The sequence below is a fragment of the Streptomyces sp. JJ38 genome, assembly GCF_019303475.1.
In the GTDB taxonomy this organism is placed as follows: Bacteria; Actinomycetota; Actinomycetes; order Streptomycetales; family Streptomycetaceae; genus Streptomyces.
The window spans coordinates 1-14,303 of record NZ_JABLSI010000025.1; the positions used below are offsets into that span (position 1 = coordinate 1).

The following is a 14,303-nucleotide window of genomic DNA, read 5'->3' on the forward strand; positions in this document are numbered from 1 at the left end:
AGCCGGCCCGCGCCCGCGCGGCCCGGCGCCGCGGACGGCTCCCCGCCCCGCGCCCGCCGCGTGCACCGGGCCTGGTGGGTCGCGGCCGTCGCGGCGCTGGCGGTGATGGTGACCGGAGCGCTCTCCGCGCTGCCCGGACTGCTGGTCGACCCGCTGCACGAGGAATACGCCTGGTCGCGCGGCTCCATCGGCTTCGCGGTCTCCGTCAACATGGTCCTCTACGGGCTGACGGCACCCTTCGCCGCCGCGCTGATGGACCGCTTCGGGCTGCGCCGCGTCGTGGGCGGCGCCCTGCTCCTCATGGCCGGGGGCGCCGCCCTCACGCCCACCATGACGGCGGCCTGGCAGCTCACCCTCTACTGGGGGCTGCTGGTCGGCCTGGGCACCGGCTCCCTGGCCATGGCCTTCGCGGCGACGGTCGCCCTGCGCTGGTTCGACCACCGCAGGGGCCTGGTCACCGGCGCGCTGGCCTCGGCGAGCGTCGTCGGCCAGACCGTGTTCCTGCCCGGGCTCGCCTGGCTGACCGACCACCACGGCTGGCGGCCCTCGGTGATCACCGTGGCGCTGGCCGCGCTCGCCGTCGCCCCGCTCGCCGTGCTCCTCCTGCGCGACCACCCCGCGGACGTCGGCCTCCCGCCCTACGGCGCCCCCGTCCTCGCCCCCAAGCCGCCGCCGGTGCCGGGCGCCGCCCGCCGCACCCTGCGCGTGCTGCGCCAGGCCGCGCGCACCAGCACGTTCTGGCTCCTGGCCACGGCCTTCGCCATCTGCGGCGCCTCGACGAACGGCATCCTGTGGACGCACTTCACGCCCGCGGCCCACGACCACGGCATGCCCACCACGGTCGCGGCCTCGCTGCTGGCCGGCATCGGCGTCTGCAACATCGGCGGAACCCTCGCCTCCGGATGGCTCACCGACCGCCACGACCCCCGGCGGCTGCTGGCCGGGTACTTCGCGGCCCGCGGCGTCCTGCTGCTTCTGCTGCCGATGCTGCTCGCCCCCACCGTGGGGGCACCGATCGTGGCCTTCGTCGTCCTGTTCGGGCTGCTCGACCTGGCCACCGTCCCGCCGGTCATCGCGCTGTGCCGGGAGCACTTCGGCGCCGACAGCGCGATCGTCTTCGGCTGGGTGAGCACGGGCCACCAGGTCGGGGCGGCGCTCGTCGCGGTCCTGGGCGGCGTGGCCCGGGACGTCTTCGCCACCTACGACGTCGTGTGGGTCGCCGTGGGGGCCCTGTGCGCGCCCGCGGCCCTGCTGTCGCTCGTCGTCCGAAAGGTCTCGGCCACGTGACGGAGGCCGGATCTCCCCCCTTCCCGACAGCCCCGCAGGTCACTGGCATATGCCGATCGCGGTAACGACTGGTTCCGGACGGGGGGTTGGAGGCTATCGTGAGACCACGCAGGTGACACGACGCTACCTGAGGAATGCTGAAGGTCACTGCTCCAGCGGTCACAACCTCCAAGGGGGCAACCGTGGTGATGCCGAAGCCCGTACCCGCCGCGTCCTACCGCGCGGTGCAGCGCGCTCTGCGGCTCCTGGAAGCCGTCTCCCAGCACGGGGACGGCATAGCCGAGCGCGCGCTCGCCCGGCAGGCCGCGATGCCGCCCGCCGAGCTGGCGCGCCTGCTCGCCATGCTGCGCACCGAGGGATACCTGGAGCGGCTGCCGGACGGCGGCTACGTCACAGGAGAGGCCCTGCGGCGGCTCGGCTCCTCCGGCGACCACCAGGGCGTCCTGCGCGAGCAGCTCCACACCAAGCTCTCGGAGCTGCGGGACGACATCGGGGCGGCCGTCTACATCAGCCGCTACGAGGACGGCGAGGTGCGGATCACCCAGTTCTCGGCCGGTGCGAACACTCCCCCGGTGGCCGAGTGGGTGGACTTCAAGGCCGCCGCGCACGCCAGCGCCGTCGGCAAGGCGCTGCTCACCCAGCTCGACCACGACGGCCGTCGCGATCACCTCTCGCGGCACAAGACCATCCGGCTGACCTCGCGCACGACGACGAACGAGCGGGCGCTGCTGTCCGAGCTGGACAGCCGTCCGCCGACGGTCCCGGTGCTGGATCTCCAGGCGTACGCGATCGGCACCGTGTGCGCGGCCGTGCCCCTGACGGCGGGCGCCTCCGTGGGCTGCCTCGCCCTGTCACTGCCGATCCGGCAGGCCCACCGGCTGCGGTCGGCGGCCCGCAGGCTCAACGAGCAGGCGGCGCCCGTCCTGCTGTCCCTGTGCATCTGAGACAGGCCCGCGAGATGGCGTGGCGCACTCCGCAGGCCACCACCGGGTGGTAAGGAGCACCCCTCCCGGGACGGTAGGATGAGCGACGCAGGCGCCGCTAGCTCAGTTGGTTAGAGCAGCTGACTCTTAATCAGCGGGTCCGGGGTTCGAGTCCCTGGCGGCGCACAGCGAACGTGAGGCCCCCACCACGGTGGGGGCCTCACGCGTTCACAGCGGTCCCAGGCCCCCGCCACGCCGAGGCCTCACCTGCTTCGCTCCGGTCAGGCGGCCAGGGCGCCGGCGAAGGGGCCGGCCTCCAGAGCGGACAGGACGCCGGCCAGGTCGACGGCGTTGGTCCGGGGCCCCCGGCACACCGGCAGGCACGCCGGGCCCTCGGCGCCGCCGAGGCGCCGCATGAAGGGCAGCAGCACGGGGCGCGGCCCGATCTCGACCAGGTGCGTCGGCCGCTGCTCGGCCACCAGCCGCCGGACGCCGTCCGCGAACCGGACGGGCGCCGTGATCTGCGCGGCCCAGTACCCCGCGTCCAGCGCCCCCTCGTGGAGCGCCCCGTTCACCGTGGAGTAGAAGGGGAGCCGGGGCGGGCCGAGCGGGAGCCTGCGGGCCACGGCGGTGAAGCGCGGTACGACGGGGGCCATCAGCGGCGACTGGAAGGCGTGTGCCACCCGCAGGAAGCGGTAGCCGACGCGCTCGGCCGCGAACCGGGCCGCGACGCGCTCCAGCCCCGCCAGCTCGCCGGACAGCACGGTGGCCCGGTGCGCGTTCAGGGCGCCCACGGTCACCGCCCGCTCGGTCGCGGCGGCCTCTGCGGCCTGCTCGGCGGTGGCGCCCGTCGCGAGCATGCCGCCACCCACCGGGAGGTACTGCATGAAGGCGCCGCGCACCGAGACCAGCCGGGCGGCGTCGGGCAGGCTGAGCGCGCCGGCGACGACGGCCGCCGCATACTCCCCGACGCCGTGCCCCAGGACGGCGACGGGCTGGGCGCCGGACTCCTCCAGCATCCGGGCCAGCGCGTAGCCGGCCGCGAACAGGACGGGCTGGGTGAAGGCCGTCCGGTGCACGGCGGGGTCGCCGCCGAGGATCAGCTCCGCCACCGAGCGACCGCCCAGATACGGGACGAGCGCGTCCGCGGCCTCCTCCAGATGGCCGCGGTACCCGGTCGAGTGGAGGTAGAGGCCCGAGGTGAGGTGCGGGTGCTGGCTGCCCTGGCCGGTGAAGACGAAGGCGGGTCGCACCCGGGTGTGGCGGCCCGCGGGCCCCGGGGCACGCAGCGCGAGGAAGCGGGCCAGCTCCCGGGCGGTGGGGTAGAGCTGGATGTCGGTGGGATCGATCAGCGGGCCGTACTCCTCCTCGATGTCGCCGTAGAGGCTCAGCGCGGCGACGGAGTCGAGCCCGGCCTCCGCGAACGGGGTGTCGGCGCCGACCGGGCGGCCCAGGTAGTCGGTGAGCCGGGCGAGCAGCCAGGCGCAGAACGCCTCGGCGCCCGGTTCCTCGTCCGGCGCCGCGCCCGCGGCCCCGACCGGGGTTCTGGTCATCTTCCTGCTCCTCGTCGTCTCGGCGGGCCCGCCGGCCGGCGTCCCGGCCCGCTCGGCCGGGCCCGCGTCTCGCCGGGCCCTGGACCGGGGGGCCGGGGGTCGAGGACGCGGCGGGACGTCCAGGTCTGCACGCGGTCCCCGGCCAGCGCCCGGAGCTGGACGAGCTGCTCGCGCCGCTCCCCGCCGACGAGCCGGTCCTCGACGACCTCGGCGTGGACGACGGACCGGAGGAACTGCGGCCAGCCGGTGATGTCGGCGATGAGCCGGTAGACGGTGCCGGGAGGGGCGTCGATCCCGATGGTGTGCTCGACGTTCGCGCCGGCCGGACTGGCGGAACTCTGTCGTGTCACGGCGACCTCCCCTCCGCACCTGCTGGCCCCGGTCTCGCGTCGTCCCGTGCGCTCGGACGGCCAGCGTCTCCGCGGCCGGTGGAACCCGGCTCGAACCCCGTCCCCTGTTCGGGTGATTCGCGAGCGCCGAGGGGGTGGGCGTTCTGCCGGGCTTCGGCTGGTTCGCGACCGGCCGCGCGCACGATCCGAGCGGGTGGACCTGCCACTCGGCATTCCGGGCCACGCCGCCCGTCACCGCGTGCCACCTGCGGGTTTTCGCGCGTGCCCGGTCGCGGGGGGCGCGGTGCTCGCGCACACTGAGTCGTGCTGCCCGACCGACGTCCGAGGGAGTTGACGCAAGTGACGGTGATCGACGTGACGATGGGCCGGCCCGTGCGGGAGTCCGCGCACGCACCGCTCAGCACGTCCGGGTCCGTGGGCGGCCGACCCACGGGGGGTCGGTCCGCGGGGGAACGGTCCGCGGGGGTGGAGGAGGCGCCCTGCGTCGCGGCCCTGTTGGCGGGCGAGGACGAGGACGGCTGCGCCGAGCCGCACATCTGGCGGGGCATCGACTGACCCCCGTGGGGAGCCACCGGGCTCGTCCCCGTGAGGGGCGGGCCCGGCGGCGGTCGGGGCCGGGGGCGGTCGGGGCCGGGGGCGAGGGGGAAACGGGAGGCGAGGGGCGGGGCGCGGGGCCGCGGAGCCAGGTGAGGGGCCGTCGAAGCCGGCCAGGGACCGGGAGTGTCGCCCGGGTCTCACATCGCTTTGATCACGTTCGTCCGGGCAATCGCCACATCACACCACAATCAGGTCATCACACTCTTGCGATCATGTGAGGGTTTCGAAAAGCTGACCTTCGGTCATTGGTCCGGAACTCCTGCGCGGTCGGGGTCCGTCTGTGTGGTTCTTGTGCGGTTCCGGGAACCGGAACGCCCCTGCCCCTGTCTTGGGGACCGGGGGAGGCACAACCCGAACGACGGCACACAGGACGCTGTGTGCGGGGGGATGGACACATGACGGCACGGGGCGGATCGACGCCACACGCCGATGACGACGCGTCACGGACGACGAAGCTGCGCGTCGTGCGCGAACGGATCAGCCAGCGCACCGGCGAGACGGCCATCAGCACACTCGGCCGCGGGCTGCGCTGGCCGCGCAAGGCACCGCCGCGCTACGACTACGAGCACTACAGCCGCCTCGCCGGCCCGCTCACCCAGCCCCCGCGCGACACCCCGTACCGGGTGCGTTACCGCAGCCTGCTGGCCGACGAGCCGCACCGGGTCCGGGCGGCGCTGCTGCTGGCCGCGGCCCCGCTGCTCTCCCTCGGCCTGTTCGTCTGGCTCATGCAGCCCCAGCACTGGACCCAGCGCGACGAGGGCTCGGTCTCGGACCTGGTGCTCGCGCTCGACGTCGTCATGCTGGTCGCCATCGGGCTCATCGAGCTGTTCCGCACCCTCAACGTGCTCTCCAACTCCCATGCCACGCTCGTGGCCCGGGACCCGGTGCCGGTGGTGCCCGAGTCGGGCACGCGGGTGGCCTTCCTGACCTCGTTCGTCCCCGGCAAGGAACCGCTGTCCATGGTCACCAAGACCCTGGAGGCGGCGGTGCGGATCCGGCACCGCGGCACGGTCCACGTCTGGCTGCTGGACGAGGGCGACGACCCGGAGGTGAAGGCCGTCTGCCGGCGCCTGGGCGTCCACCACTTCAGCCGCAAGGGCGTCGCCCGCTGGAACACGGACAAGGGCGCCTTCCGCGCGAAGACCAAGCACGGCAACTACAACGCCTGGCTGGACGCGCACGGCGACGACTACGACTTCTTCGCCGGCGTGGACACCGACCACGTGCCACTGCCGAACTACCTGGAGCGGATGCTCGGTTACTTCCGGGACCCGGACGTCGGCTTCGTCATCGGCCCCCAGGTCTACGGGAACTACGACAACTTCGTCACCAAGGCCGCCGAGAGCCAGCAGTTCCTCTTCCACGCGCTCATCCAGCGGGCGGGCAACCGCTACGGCGCGCCCATGTTCGTCGGCACCAGCAACGCCGTGCGCGTCAAGGCCATCAAGCAGATCGGCGGCCTCTACGACTCGATCACCGAGGACATGGCCACCGGTTTCGAGATACACCGGCACCGCAACCCGGCCACCGGCCGCAAGTGGCGCTCGGTGTACACCCCGGACGTGCTGGCCGTCGGCGAGGGCCCCAACGCCTGGACGGACTTCTTCACCCAGCAGCTCCGCTGGTCCCGCGGCACCTACGAGACCATCCTCAGCCAGTACTGGAAGGGCTGGTACTCCCTGCCGCCGGGCAAGCTGTTCAACTACACCATGATGATCATTTTCTACCCGATCTCGGCGTTGAACTGGATTCTCGCCGCGCTGAGCTGCGCCCTCTTCCTGGGCCTGGGCGCCTCCGGTGTGCAGATCGACCCGATCGTCTGGATGATGCTCTACGGCAACGCCTCCGCCCTCCAGGTCGGCCTGTACATCTGGAACCGGCGGCACAACGTCTCCCCGCACGAGCCGGAGGGCTCCGGCGGGCTCGCGGGCATGCTGATGTCGGCGCTCTCCGCGCCCATCTACGCCCGCTCGCTCATGGACGCCGTGCTGCGCCGCAAGAGCAAGTTCGTCGTCACCCCCAAGGGCGACTCGGCCAGCCCAGACACGCTGTTCGGCACCTTCCGCATCCACCTCTTCTTCATCGCCGTCTTCGGCGGCTCGCTGGTCGGGTCGTTCTTCCTCGGCCACGACCACCCCGCGATGCTCACCTGGGCCGCCCTGGCCCTGCTGATCACCGCCGCCCCGATCATCGGCTGGCGCTCGACCGTACGGGCCGAGCTGAAGCGCCGACGTCAGCAGGGCACCGACCCGGCCGCATCCGCGGCACCCACGGCGCCCGAGACCCTCGCGGCCCCGGACGCGCCGCGCGGGCCCGGGGCGCCCCCCGGGCCGGTGGACCAGGCGGCGACCACCGCCGTCCTGCCCGCCGCGGGCTCCGACGAGACCGTCCAGATCAGCCTGCCCGCAGCCGGGCGTCCCTCGCCGCGCCCCTGACGGCCCGGTCCCCGCGCCCACACGCCCCACCGCCCACACGCACGCCGCACGCACCAGCACGTTCAGCCAGGAGTCGTGAACCGTGAAGTACCGTCCGAGCCGCCGCACCAAGCGGATAGCCATCTCCACGGCGGCCCTGCTCGCCGTCGCCGGGATGAACGCGCCCTGGCTGATCCGCTACGGCTCGGAGCAGTATCACGAGTACAAGATCAACCAGGCGTCCTACAAGGCCGACAACGGCAAGTGGGACACGGTGAACGTCCCGGACGAGTACCGGATCAACACCATCCACGCCGCCCTCCTCCACACCGGCAAGGTGCTGCTCATCGCCGGATCGGGCAACGACGCCGAGCAGTTCGCGGCCAAGACCTTCCGCAGCGTCCTGTGGGACCCGGAGAACGGGACGTTCAAGAACATCCCGACCCCCGCCGACATGTTCTGCGCGGGCCACAGCCAGCTTCCCGACGGCAAGCTGCTGGTCGCCGGCGGCACCCAGCGGTACGAGACGCTCGAGGGCGACGTCGAGAAGGCCGGCGGGCTGATGATCGTCAGCAACGAGAACCCCGACAAGCCCATGACGCTGGCCAAGGGCACCAAGTTCACGGGCAACGACTCCGGCAAGGTCTTCGTCGCCCAGGACTCCGTGCTGGTGCCCCGGGCCGAGAAGAAGGCGGACCCGGTCACCGGTGAGGTCACCGTCACCGCCAGCCAGGCCCGGCTGTACGTGGAGGCCGAGCACAAGGGCAAGAAGTACGCCACCGGCGCCACCGAGCAGTACACGGTGGCGGGGCTGACCGGCGAGGACAAGAACAACGTCTACGGCATCGCCAACAAGCTGTCCTTCGACAAGAAGGACTTCCAGGGCATCCGCGACTCCTTCGAGTTCGACCCCGTGGCCGAGAAGTACATCCGGGTCGACCCGATGGAGGACGCCCGCTGGTACCCGACGCTGACCACCCTGGAGGACGGTCGCGTCCTGTCCGTGTCCGGCCTGGACGACATCGGCGAGGTGTCGAAGAAGGTCGAGATCTACGACCCGGAGACGAAGGAGTGGGAGACCCTCCCCTACCAGCGCTACTTCCCCACCTACCCGGGGATGTTCCTGTCCCAGGGCGGTGAGCTGTTCTACACCGGCACCAGCTCCGGCTACGGCCCGGCCGACGAGGGCCGCACGCCCGGCCTGTGGGACTGGCGGACGGACGAGTTCGACGTCGTCCCGGGCATCAGCGACCCCGACGCGCTGGAGACCGCGATGGCCGTCCTGCTGCCGCCCGCCCAGGACCAGCGGTACATGGTGCTCGGCGGCGGCGGCATCGGCGAGAGCGAGAAGGTCACCGACAAGACGCGCATCGTGGACCTCACCAAGGACCTGCCCCGCTTCGAGGACGGCCCCGAGCTGTACGCGCCCGTCCGCTACCCGAGCAGCGTCATCCTGCCCGACGACACCGTGCTGACGACCAACGGGTCGGGCGGGTACCGGGGCCTGAGCGACAGCAACGTGCTGAGCGCCGAGATCTACGACCCGGAGAGCAACTCCTCGCGCCGCGTCGCCGATCCGCTGGTGGGCCGCAACTACCACTCCGGCGCGCTGCTGCTGCCCGACGGCCGGGTGATGACGTTCGGCTCCGACTCGCTGTTCGCGGACGCGGCCAACACCAAGCCGGGCGAGTTCGAGCAGCAGATCGACATCTACCAGCCGCCCTACCTGTTCCAGGGACCGCGTCCCGAGCTGGTCGACGACGGCGGGGAGCCGCAGACGGTCGCGCTGGGCGGCACCGCCGAGTTCCGCACGAAGGACGCGGCCGACGTGGCCCAGGCGCGCCTGATCCGGCCGGGCTCCTTCACCCACGTCACCAACGTCGAGCAGCGCTCGGTGGCGTTGGAGTTCGAGCGGACGGACGACGGCGTCCGGGTCACCGTCCCCGAGGACCCCACGCTGGTGCCCCCGGGGTACTACATGGTCAACGTCGTCGACGCCGAGGGCATCCCGTCCGAGTCGGTCTGGGTGCACGTGCTGGGCCCTGGCGAGGAGGGCTGACACCGCCTGCCCGGCGGCACCTCCCCCGGCCACGCGCCGGGGGAGGCGGGCTCAGCCCGCGTTGCGGGCCAGCTCCAGCGCGTAGCTGTGGTGCCACTCGCCCGCCGGGGGGCCGCCCTTGCAGGTCCCGTCGGACTCGCCCGGGCGCTTGATCCACAGGTAGGCGTCGATCTGCTCGTCGCCCGTCTCGGTCGTGGGCCGTTCGCCGAGCGCCCGGCCCGGCGGGTTGCACCACGCCTCCTCGTCCTCGTGCCCCGCCACCGGCCCGTTGCCGTTGCGGCTGGTGTCGATGACGAAGGGCTTGCCGTCGATCATCGCCGACAGCCGCTTGCCGTACTCGGCGTTGGATTGCGTCGTCTGGTAGTTGGAGACGTTGAGCGAGAAGCCGTGGGCCTGCTCGACGCCCGCGCGGCGCAGGGGCTCCACCAGGCCGCCCGGGTCCCGCACCCAGCGCGGGTTGCCCGCGTCCAGGTACACCCGCGTGTTCGGCAGCGCGCCGAGCTTGCCCACGGCCTCGCGCAGCAGCGTGTACTGCTCCTCGTGGAACTCCTCGGGCACGCAGCCGGGCACGAGGAGGTGCGGCAGGGCGTCCGGCTCCAGCACCACCCACGCCTCCCGGTCGCCGATGCCCGCGACGACGCGGTCGATCCAGTTCCGGTAGGCGTTCGCGTCGGCGGCGCCGCCCTGCGAGTACTGCCCGCAGTCGCGGTGCGGGATGTTGTAGAGGACGAGCAGCGCCGTGCGGTCGGCCGCGGCCGCGGCCTCGGTGACGCGGCGCGTCTCCGCCTCCGGGTCCTCCGTGCCGATCCACTGGCCGACGGGCTGCTCGGCGATCGCCTCGACGAGCTCGGCCTCGTCGGCCCTGCCCTCGTCCCGCACCCGGGTCAGCGTCTGCGCGGCCTTGCTGTCGGGGTTGACCCAGAAGGTGCCGGAGGAGGACTGGCCCACGCTCGGCCGGGAGTTCGGAGGGCCCGCCCCCTCCTTCTCGTCGCCGCCAAACGAGCAGGCGCCCAGCAGCGCCATCGCCGCCAGGGCCGCCGCCGCGGCCTTCGTTCCTCTGTGCGGGCGGCGCTGTCCGCGGCCGGCGTCGATGCCGTACATCCACTCCCCTTTGGAGACGGTTGAAACCGGTCGGGCCCATCGTGGCACACCCGACCGCCGGATCGAACGCCCATCCCTCATCCCGGGCGGACCCCCGACAGATACGCCGAGACGACGACGTTCGCCGTGTAGGCGTCGGCCTTCTCGTCGAAGGTCCCGCCGCAGGTGATGAGGCGCAGCTCAGCCCGGCCCGGGTGGCGGTGCCCGTAGACCCGCTCGGCGTCGAAGCCCTCCCGCTGGACGACCTCGACGTCCTCGACGGTGAACTCCGCGACCGTGCCGTCCGCCCGGGTGACCAGCACCGTGGTTCCGGGCTTCACGGTGCTCAGTTCGTAGAAGACGGCCCGGTCGGTCTCGGTGTCCACATGGCCCACCAGCAGGGCCGCCCCCTCCTCGCCGGGCGCCGGGCCGCCCGCGTACCAGCCGACCGTGTCGGCCTCCCGGAACGGCGGCGGGTCCACCGCCCCGTCCTCGTCCAGCCCGCGCGGGACGACGACCGCGTCCACGCCCAGGCCCTCGACGGCCACCCGCTGCGGCGCCGCCCGGTCCGCGAGCGGGGCCCGGGTCGGCGGCAGCGGGTGACCGCCCTCCTCCCCCGCCCGGGTACCGGCCGCGACGTCCCGCACGGCGGCCGGAGGCGGCACCGCGTCGGTGAGGTCCTTGCCCCACAGCCACAGCGCCAGCAGCAGCACCGCCCAGGCGGTGCCCGTCATCAGCCGCCCGGTGCCCGAGGACCGCGCCTCACCGGACACGGGCTCAGTCGTCGGCGCCGCGCCGCGCCGCGAGGCGGCGCCGCCGCAGGATGGCGAACCCGGCCAGCCCCGCGGCCCCGGCCCCGGCGAGGGCCAGCGTGGTGGCGGGGGTCGGGCCCTCGGCGTCGGCGGCCGTGCCGCCGCCGCCCGCCCGCACCGGAGCCACGGGCTGCCCGTGGTGCCGGTCCCGGTCGTGCCCGTCGTGGCGGCCGTCGTGGTGGGTGGGTTCGGGGTGCGGTCGGCCGCCGACGACGAACACCGAGCCCTCGGCGATGCCGCGCTTGAGGTCGCCCGTCTTGTCGTAGCAGTCGACGACGACCGTGTAGCGGCCCGGCTCGGCGGCGGGCCGGATGTCCGCCCGGCCGGTGAGCGTCTGGTCGGCGGCCTCCTTGAGCGTCGCCGTCTCCACGAACGCCCGGGAGCGGGCCAGCCCCTTGTCCCCGTCACAGGCGGCCACCCGCAGGTCCACCTCACCTCCGGCGCGCACCTTCGCCGGGGTGACGACGACGGACCCGGCGTACTCCGGGTCGACCGGATCGGCCGGGGCGGCCGACGCGGGGGCGGCTCCGCAGACGGCGAGCGCGGCGGCGCCCAGCGGCAGCAGCGCCGTACGGAACGTCACCCTGGCGGGGCATGCGGAACTCATGGGGAACCTCCGGGGTCGATGCCCTTCGAAGATCCCCGGACGCGGCCGTGCCCGCACGCGGGCCGCCGCCGAACGGGTGCCGGCGGCGGCGTTCCGTCAGACGCGCTCGATCAGGTCGGCGATGGAGTTCGCGACCGTGGACGGGCGGAACGGGTAGCGCTCGACGTCCTCGCTCCGGGTCAGCCCGGTGAGCACCAGGAACGTCTCCATGCCCGCCTCCAGGCCGGCCAGCACGTCGGTGTCCATCCGGTCACCGACCATCGCGCTGCTCTCCGAGTGCGCGCCGATGGCGTTGAGCCCGGCACGCATCATCAGGGGGTTGGGCTTGCCGACGAAGTAGGGTTCGCGCCCGGTGGCCTTGGTGATGAGCGCGGCCACCGAACCCGTCGCCGGCAGCGGACCCTCGGCCGAGGGTCCGGTCTCGTCGGGGTTGGTGGCGATGAAGCGGGCGCCGCCGTCGATGAGGCGGATCGCCTTCGTGAGGGCCTCGAACGAGTACGTGCGGGTCTCGCCCAGGACGACGTAGTCGGGACGGGTGTCGGTGAGGACGTAGCCCACGTCGTGCAGGGCGGTCGTCAGCCCCGCCTCGCCGATGACGTACGCGGTGCCGCCCGGCCGCTGGTCGTCCAGGAACTTCGCGGTGGCCAGCGCCGAGGTCCAGATGTTCTCCACCGGCACGTGCAGGCCCATGCGGGACAGTCGGGCGTGGAGGTCGCGCGGCGTCTGCATCGAGTTGTTCGTCAGGACGAGGAACGGCTTGCCCGAGTCGGTGAGCCGCTTGATGAAGGCGTCGGCGCCGGGGATGGGCACGCCCTCGTGGATGAGGACGCCGTCCATGTCGGTGAGCCATGACTCGATGGGCTTGCGCTCTGCCACGTTTGCTCCTGCCGTGCGGTGCGGACCTCCAGCCTATGTGTTCGGACCCGTCGGCCTTTCACCGTGCCAGCCCCTGAGACGCCCCCGGGCCTTCGGGGCCACCGGGCGAGGCGCACCTCGCGTCCCGGCCCCGGCGTGCGCCGGGGCCGGGGCCGGGACCGGGTCAGGCGAGGTGGACGGCGTCGAGCGTCCAGTACCAGTTGTTGTCCCCGCGGTAGCGGAAGTGGAATCGGACGGTCTCGGCGCCCTGGGGGACCTTGACCGGCAGGGCCTGCGGCGAGGCGACGGTGTCCCTGTCGTAGGCGCGCAGGAGTCGCGGGGTACCGCCGTCGAAGGAGACCAGGACCTCGGCCCGCTGGCCCGACTCGTGGCGCAGGTGCGTGGTGAAACGCAGTTCCCGCGTGGTGCCGCCCTCCACCTCCCAGGCCGGGGTGATGAGGGTGGAGTCGAACGCGCCGGTGTGCGGGGTGTCGTCCCACTCGTCGGAGTCCGCCACGGCGAACACGTCACGGGAGCGGACGTTCAGCTCGCGCCACTGGTCCCGGTGGGTTCGGCTCCAGAACGCGTCGGTGGAAAACGTCCAGCCGTGCCACTCGGTCGTGCCGCCCTCTCCCATCCGGGAGTTGTCGACCTCCCAGCCCTCGGGCGCGGTCGGAGTCCAGCCCTGGACGTCGGCGGGGATGTGCCCCTCGTCGGCGCGGGTGCGCAGGCCGGGGCGGAGGGTGTCGAAGGCGTCGCCGTCCTGGCTGTCCAGGGGCCGGCCGTCCAGTCCGGCGGCGGGGACGCCGACATGGTCCAGCGCGGTGGCGGCGACGTCGACCAGCCGGACGTCGTGCCGGACGGAACCAGCGGGTATGCCCGCCCCGGTGGCGATGACGAACGTCTGCCGCTCGGCGGGTGAGGAGCCGCCGTGGCCCCCGGAGTCGGTGTGGCCGTGGTCGGTGGCGACCAGGATCTTCCAGTTCTCGCCGCTCCGCGTCGGGCGGGCGTCGACGGCGTCCAGGAGCCTGCCGACGAGCGCGTCGCTGTGGGCGATGGCCTCCCGGTACGCGCCGCTCGCGGCGCCGTGCCGGTGCCCGGCGATGTCGATCTCGCCGAAGTACACGTAGGACGCGTCCGGGTCGCCGTCCCTGAGCTGTTCGACGGCGTGGGCCGCGATCTTCGGGTCCTCCCCGGCGTAGCCGTCGCGGTCGCCCTTGAGGGAGAGGCGGGTGTCGACGGCCGGGCCGAAGACGGGGCCGTTCTGGTCGGTGGAGGTGAGGGGTTCCCAGTCGGCGGCGGCGTAGGTCTCGAGCTCGGGGCGAGCCTGCTCGATGCGGGTGAGGAAGTCGGGGTGGGTGTCGAAGCGCTTGCCCTGGAAGGAGTTGTCCCGGACGCCGTGGCGGTCGGGCCAGACGCCGGTGGCGACCGTGGACCAGCCGGGCCCGGAGGAGGTGGCGGCCATGGGCCGGGCGTAGAGCGGACTGGGGGCCGTCATGCCCGCGCGCATCAGGCGCTTGAGGTGGGGCGCGTCGGCGTCGGCGACGCGGTCGAGGTTCAGTCCGTCGAGGCCGATGACCAGGACCTTGTCGACGGGGTCGGCCGCGGAACCGGCGGCCCGCTGCCCGGTGTCCGCCCCGGTCCGCGGCCCGGCGGTGGTGGTGGCGGTGGCGGTGGCGGCGAGGGTGGCCGCCGCCGCGAGGGCGACGGTGACAGCGGTGACTGAGCGGTGCACGGGTGTCCTCCTGGGGTGGGATGGGTGCTGC

Annotated in this window: 12 protein-coding genes and 1 tRNA gene; 6 read left to right on the forward strand and 7 right to left on the reverse strand. The window is 73.3% G+C overall.

Going from position 1 to position 14,303, the window contains the following annotated elements:
* From HPT28_RS15480 to HPT28_RS15490, 3 genes are all read left to right on the forward strand, one after another.
* The coding region (locus HPT28_RS15480; protein WP_257578685.1) for an MFS transporter at nt 1-1,287 on the forward strand (1,287 nt) is incomplete at its 5' end.
* Between the two features lie 185 nt (nt 1,288-1,472).
* Entirely contained in the window at nt 1,473-2,231 is a 759-nt protein-coding gene (locus tag HPT28_RS15485; RefSeq protein ID WP_219091722.1) for an IclR family transcriptional regulator, read from the forward strand.
* 91 nt (nt 2,232-2,322) lie between these two features.
* Nucleotides 2,323-2,396, forward strand: a tRNA-Lys gene (locus HPT28_RS15490).
* Between the two features lie 95 nt (nt 2,397-2,491).
* On the opposite strand, the gene HPT28_RS15495 is transcribed toward HPT28_RS15490, so the two are convergent.
* Together HPT28_RS15495 and HPT28_RS27640 are read right to left on the reverse strand one after the other, a co-directional pair.
* Nucleotides 2,492-3,763, reverse strand: coding sequence for an acyltransferase domain-containing protein (locus HPT28_RS15495; protein WP_219091669.1), 1,272 nt, complete (start codon nt 3,761-3,763; stop codon nt 2,492-2,494).
* A complete protein-coding gene (locus HPT28_RS27640) occupies nt 3,760-4,113 on the reverse strand; it encodes an SRPBCC family protein (protein ID WP_219091670.1) in 354 nt (117 codons plus the stop codon). The genes HPT28_RS15495 and HPT28_RS27640 overlap by 4 nt, the downstream gene beginning before the upstream one ends.
* A gap of 339 nt (nt 4,114-4,452) precedes the next feature.
* Here HPT28_RS27640 and HPT28_RS15505 point away from each other — a divergent pair, with 339 nt between their 5' ends.
* The 3 genes from HPT28_RS15505 (at nt 4,453) to HPT28_RS15515 (ending at nt 9,183) form a co-directional block, all read left to right on the forward strand.
* Entirely contained in the window at nt 4,453-4,668 is a 216-nt protein-coding gene (locus HPT28_RS15505; protein ID WP_219091671.1) for a hypothetical protein, read from the forward strand.
* A gap of 437 nt (nt 4,669-5,105) precedes the next feature.
* On the forward strand, nt 5,106-7,145 hold the full coding sequence (locus HPT28_RS15510; protein WP_219091672.1) for a glycosyltransferase family 2 protein: 2,040 nt from the start codon (nt 5,106-5,108) through the stop codon (nt 7,143-7,145).
* An 82-nt stretch (nt 7,146-7,227) separates the two neighbouring features.
* The gene (locus HPT28_RS15515; protein WP_219091673.1) at nt 7,228-9,183 is read left to right on the forward strand and encodes a galactose oxidase-like domain-containing protein; all 1,956 of its coding nucleotides are present in this window, start codon (nt 7,228-7,230) and stop codon (nt 9,181-9,183) included.
* A gap of 51 nt (nt 9,184-9,234) precedes the next feature.
* Here the strand turns inward: HPT28_RS15515 and HPT28_RS15520 are convergent, their stop codons facing one another.
* The 5 genes from HPT28_RS15520 to HPT28_RS15540 form a co-directional block, all read right to left on the reverse strand.
* On the reverse strand, nt 9,235-10,284 hold the full coding sequence (locus HPT28_RS15520; RefSeq protein ID WP_219091674.1) for a glycoside hydrolase family 6 protein: 1,050 nt from the start codon (nt 10,282-10,284) through the stop codon (nt 9,235-9,237).
* A 77-nt stretch (nt 10,285-10,361) separates the two neighbouring features.
* Nucleotides 10,362-11,036: a class F sortase gene (locus HPT28_RS15525; RefSeq protein ID WP_219091675.1), complete on the reverse strand. Its 675-nt coding sequence runs from the start codon at nt 11,034-11,036 to the stop codon at nt 10,362-10,364.
* A 4-nt stretch (nt 11,037-11,040) separates the two neighbouring features.
* Nucleotides 11,041-11,658, reverse strand: a complete 618-nt coding sequence (locus HPT28_RS15530) for a hypothetical protein (RefSeq protein ID WP_219091676.1) — start codon at nt 11,656-11,658, stop codon at nt 11,041-11,043.
* Nucleotides 11,659-11,778: 120 nt separating this feature from the next.
* Nucleotides 11,779-12,558 (reverse strand): HAD-IIA family hydrolase, encoded by a 780-nt coding sequence (locus HPT28_RS15535; RefSeq protein ID WP_219091677.1) that lies wholly within the window; start codon nt 12,556-12,558, stop codon nt 11,779-11,781.
* 163 nt (nt 12,559-12,721) lie between these two features.
* Nucleotides 12,722-14,272, reverse strand: a complete 1,551-nt coding sequence (locus HPT28_RS15540; RefSeq protein ID WP_219091678.1) for an alkaline phosphatase family protein — start codon at nt 14,270-14,272, stop codon at nt 12,722-12,724.
* Nucleotides 14,273-14,303: the final 31 nt, after the last annotated feature.

Bases quoted from the DNA above. Each gene is read 5' to 3' on its own strand.
- HPT28_RS15495 (WP_219091669.1), bottom strand. From the start codon at position 3,763: ATGACCAGAACCCCGGTCGGGGCCGCGGGCGCGGCGCCGGACGAGGAA.
- HPT28_RS15520 (WP_219091674.1), bottom strand. From the start codon at position 10,284: ATGTACGGCATCGACGCCGGCCGCGGACAGCGCCGCCCGCACAGAGGA.
- HPT28_RS15510 (WP_219091672.1), top strand. From the start codon at position 5,106: ATGACGGCACGGGGCGGATCGACGCCACACGCCGATGACGACGCGTCA.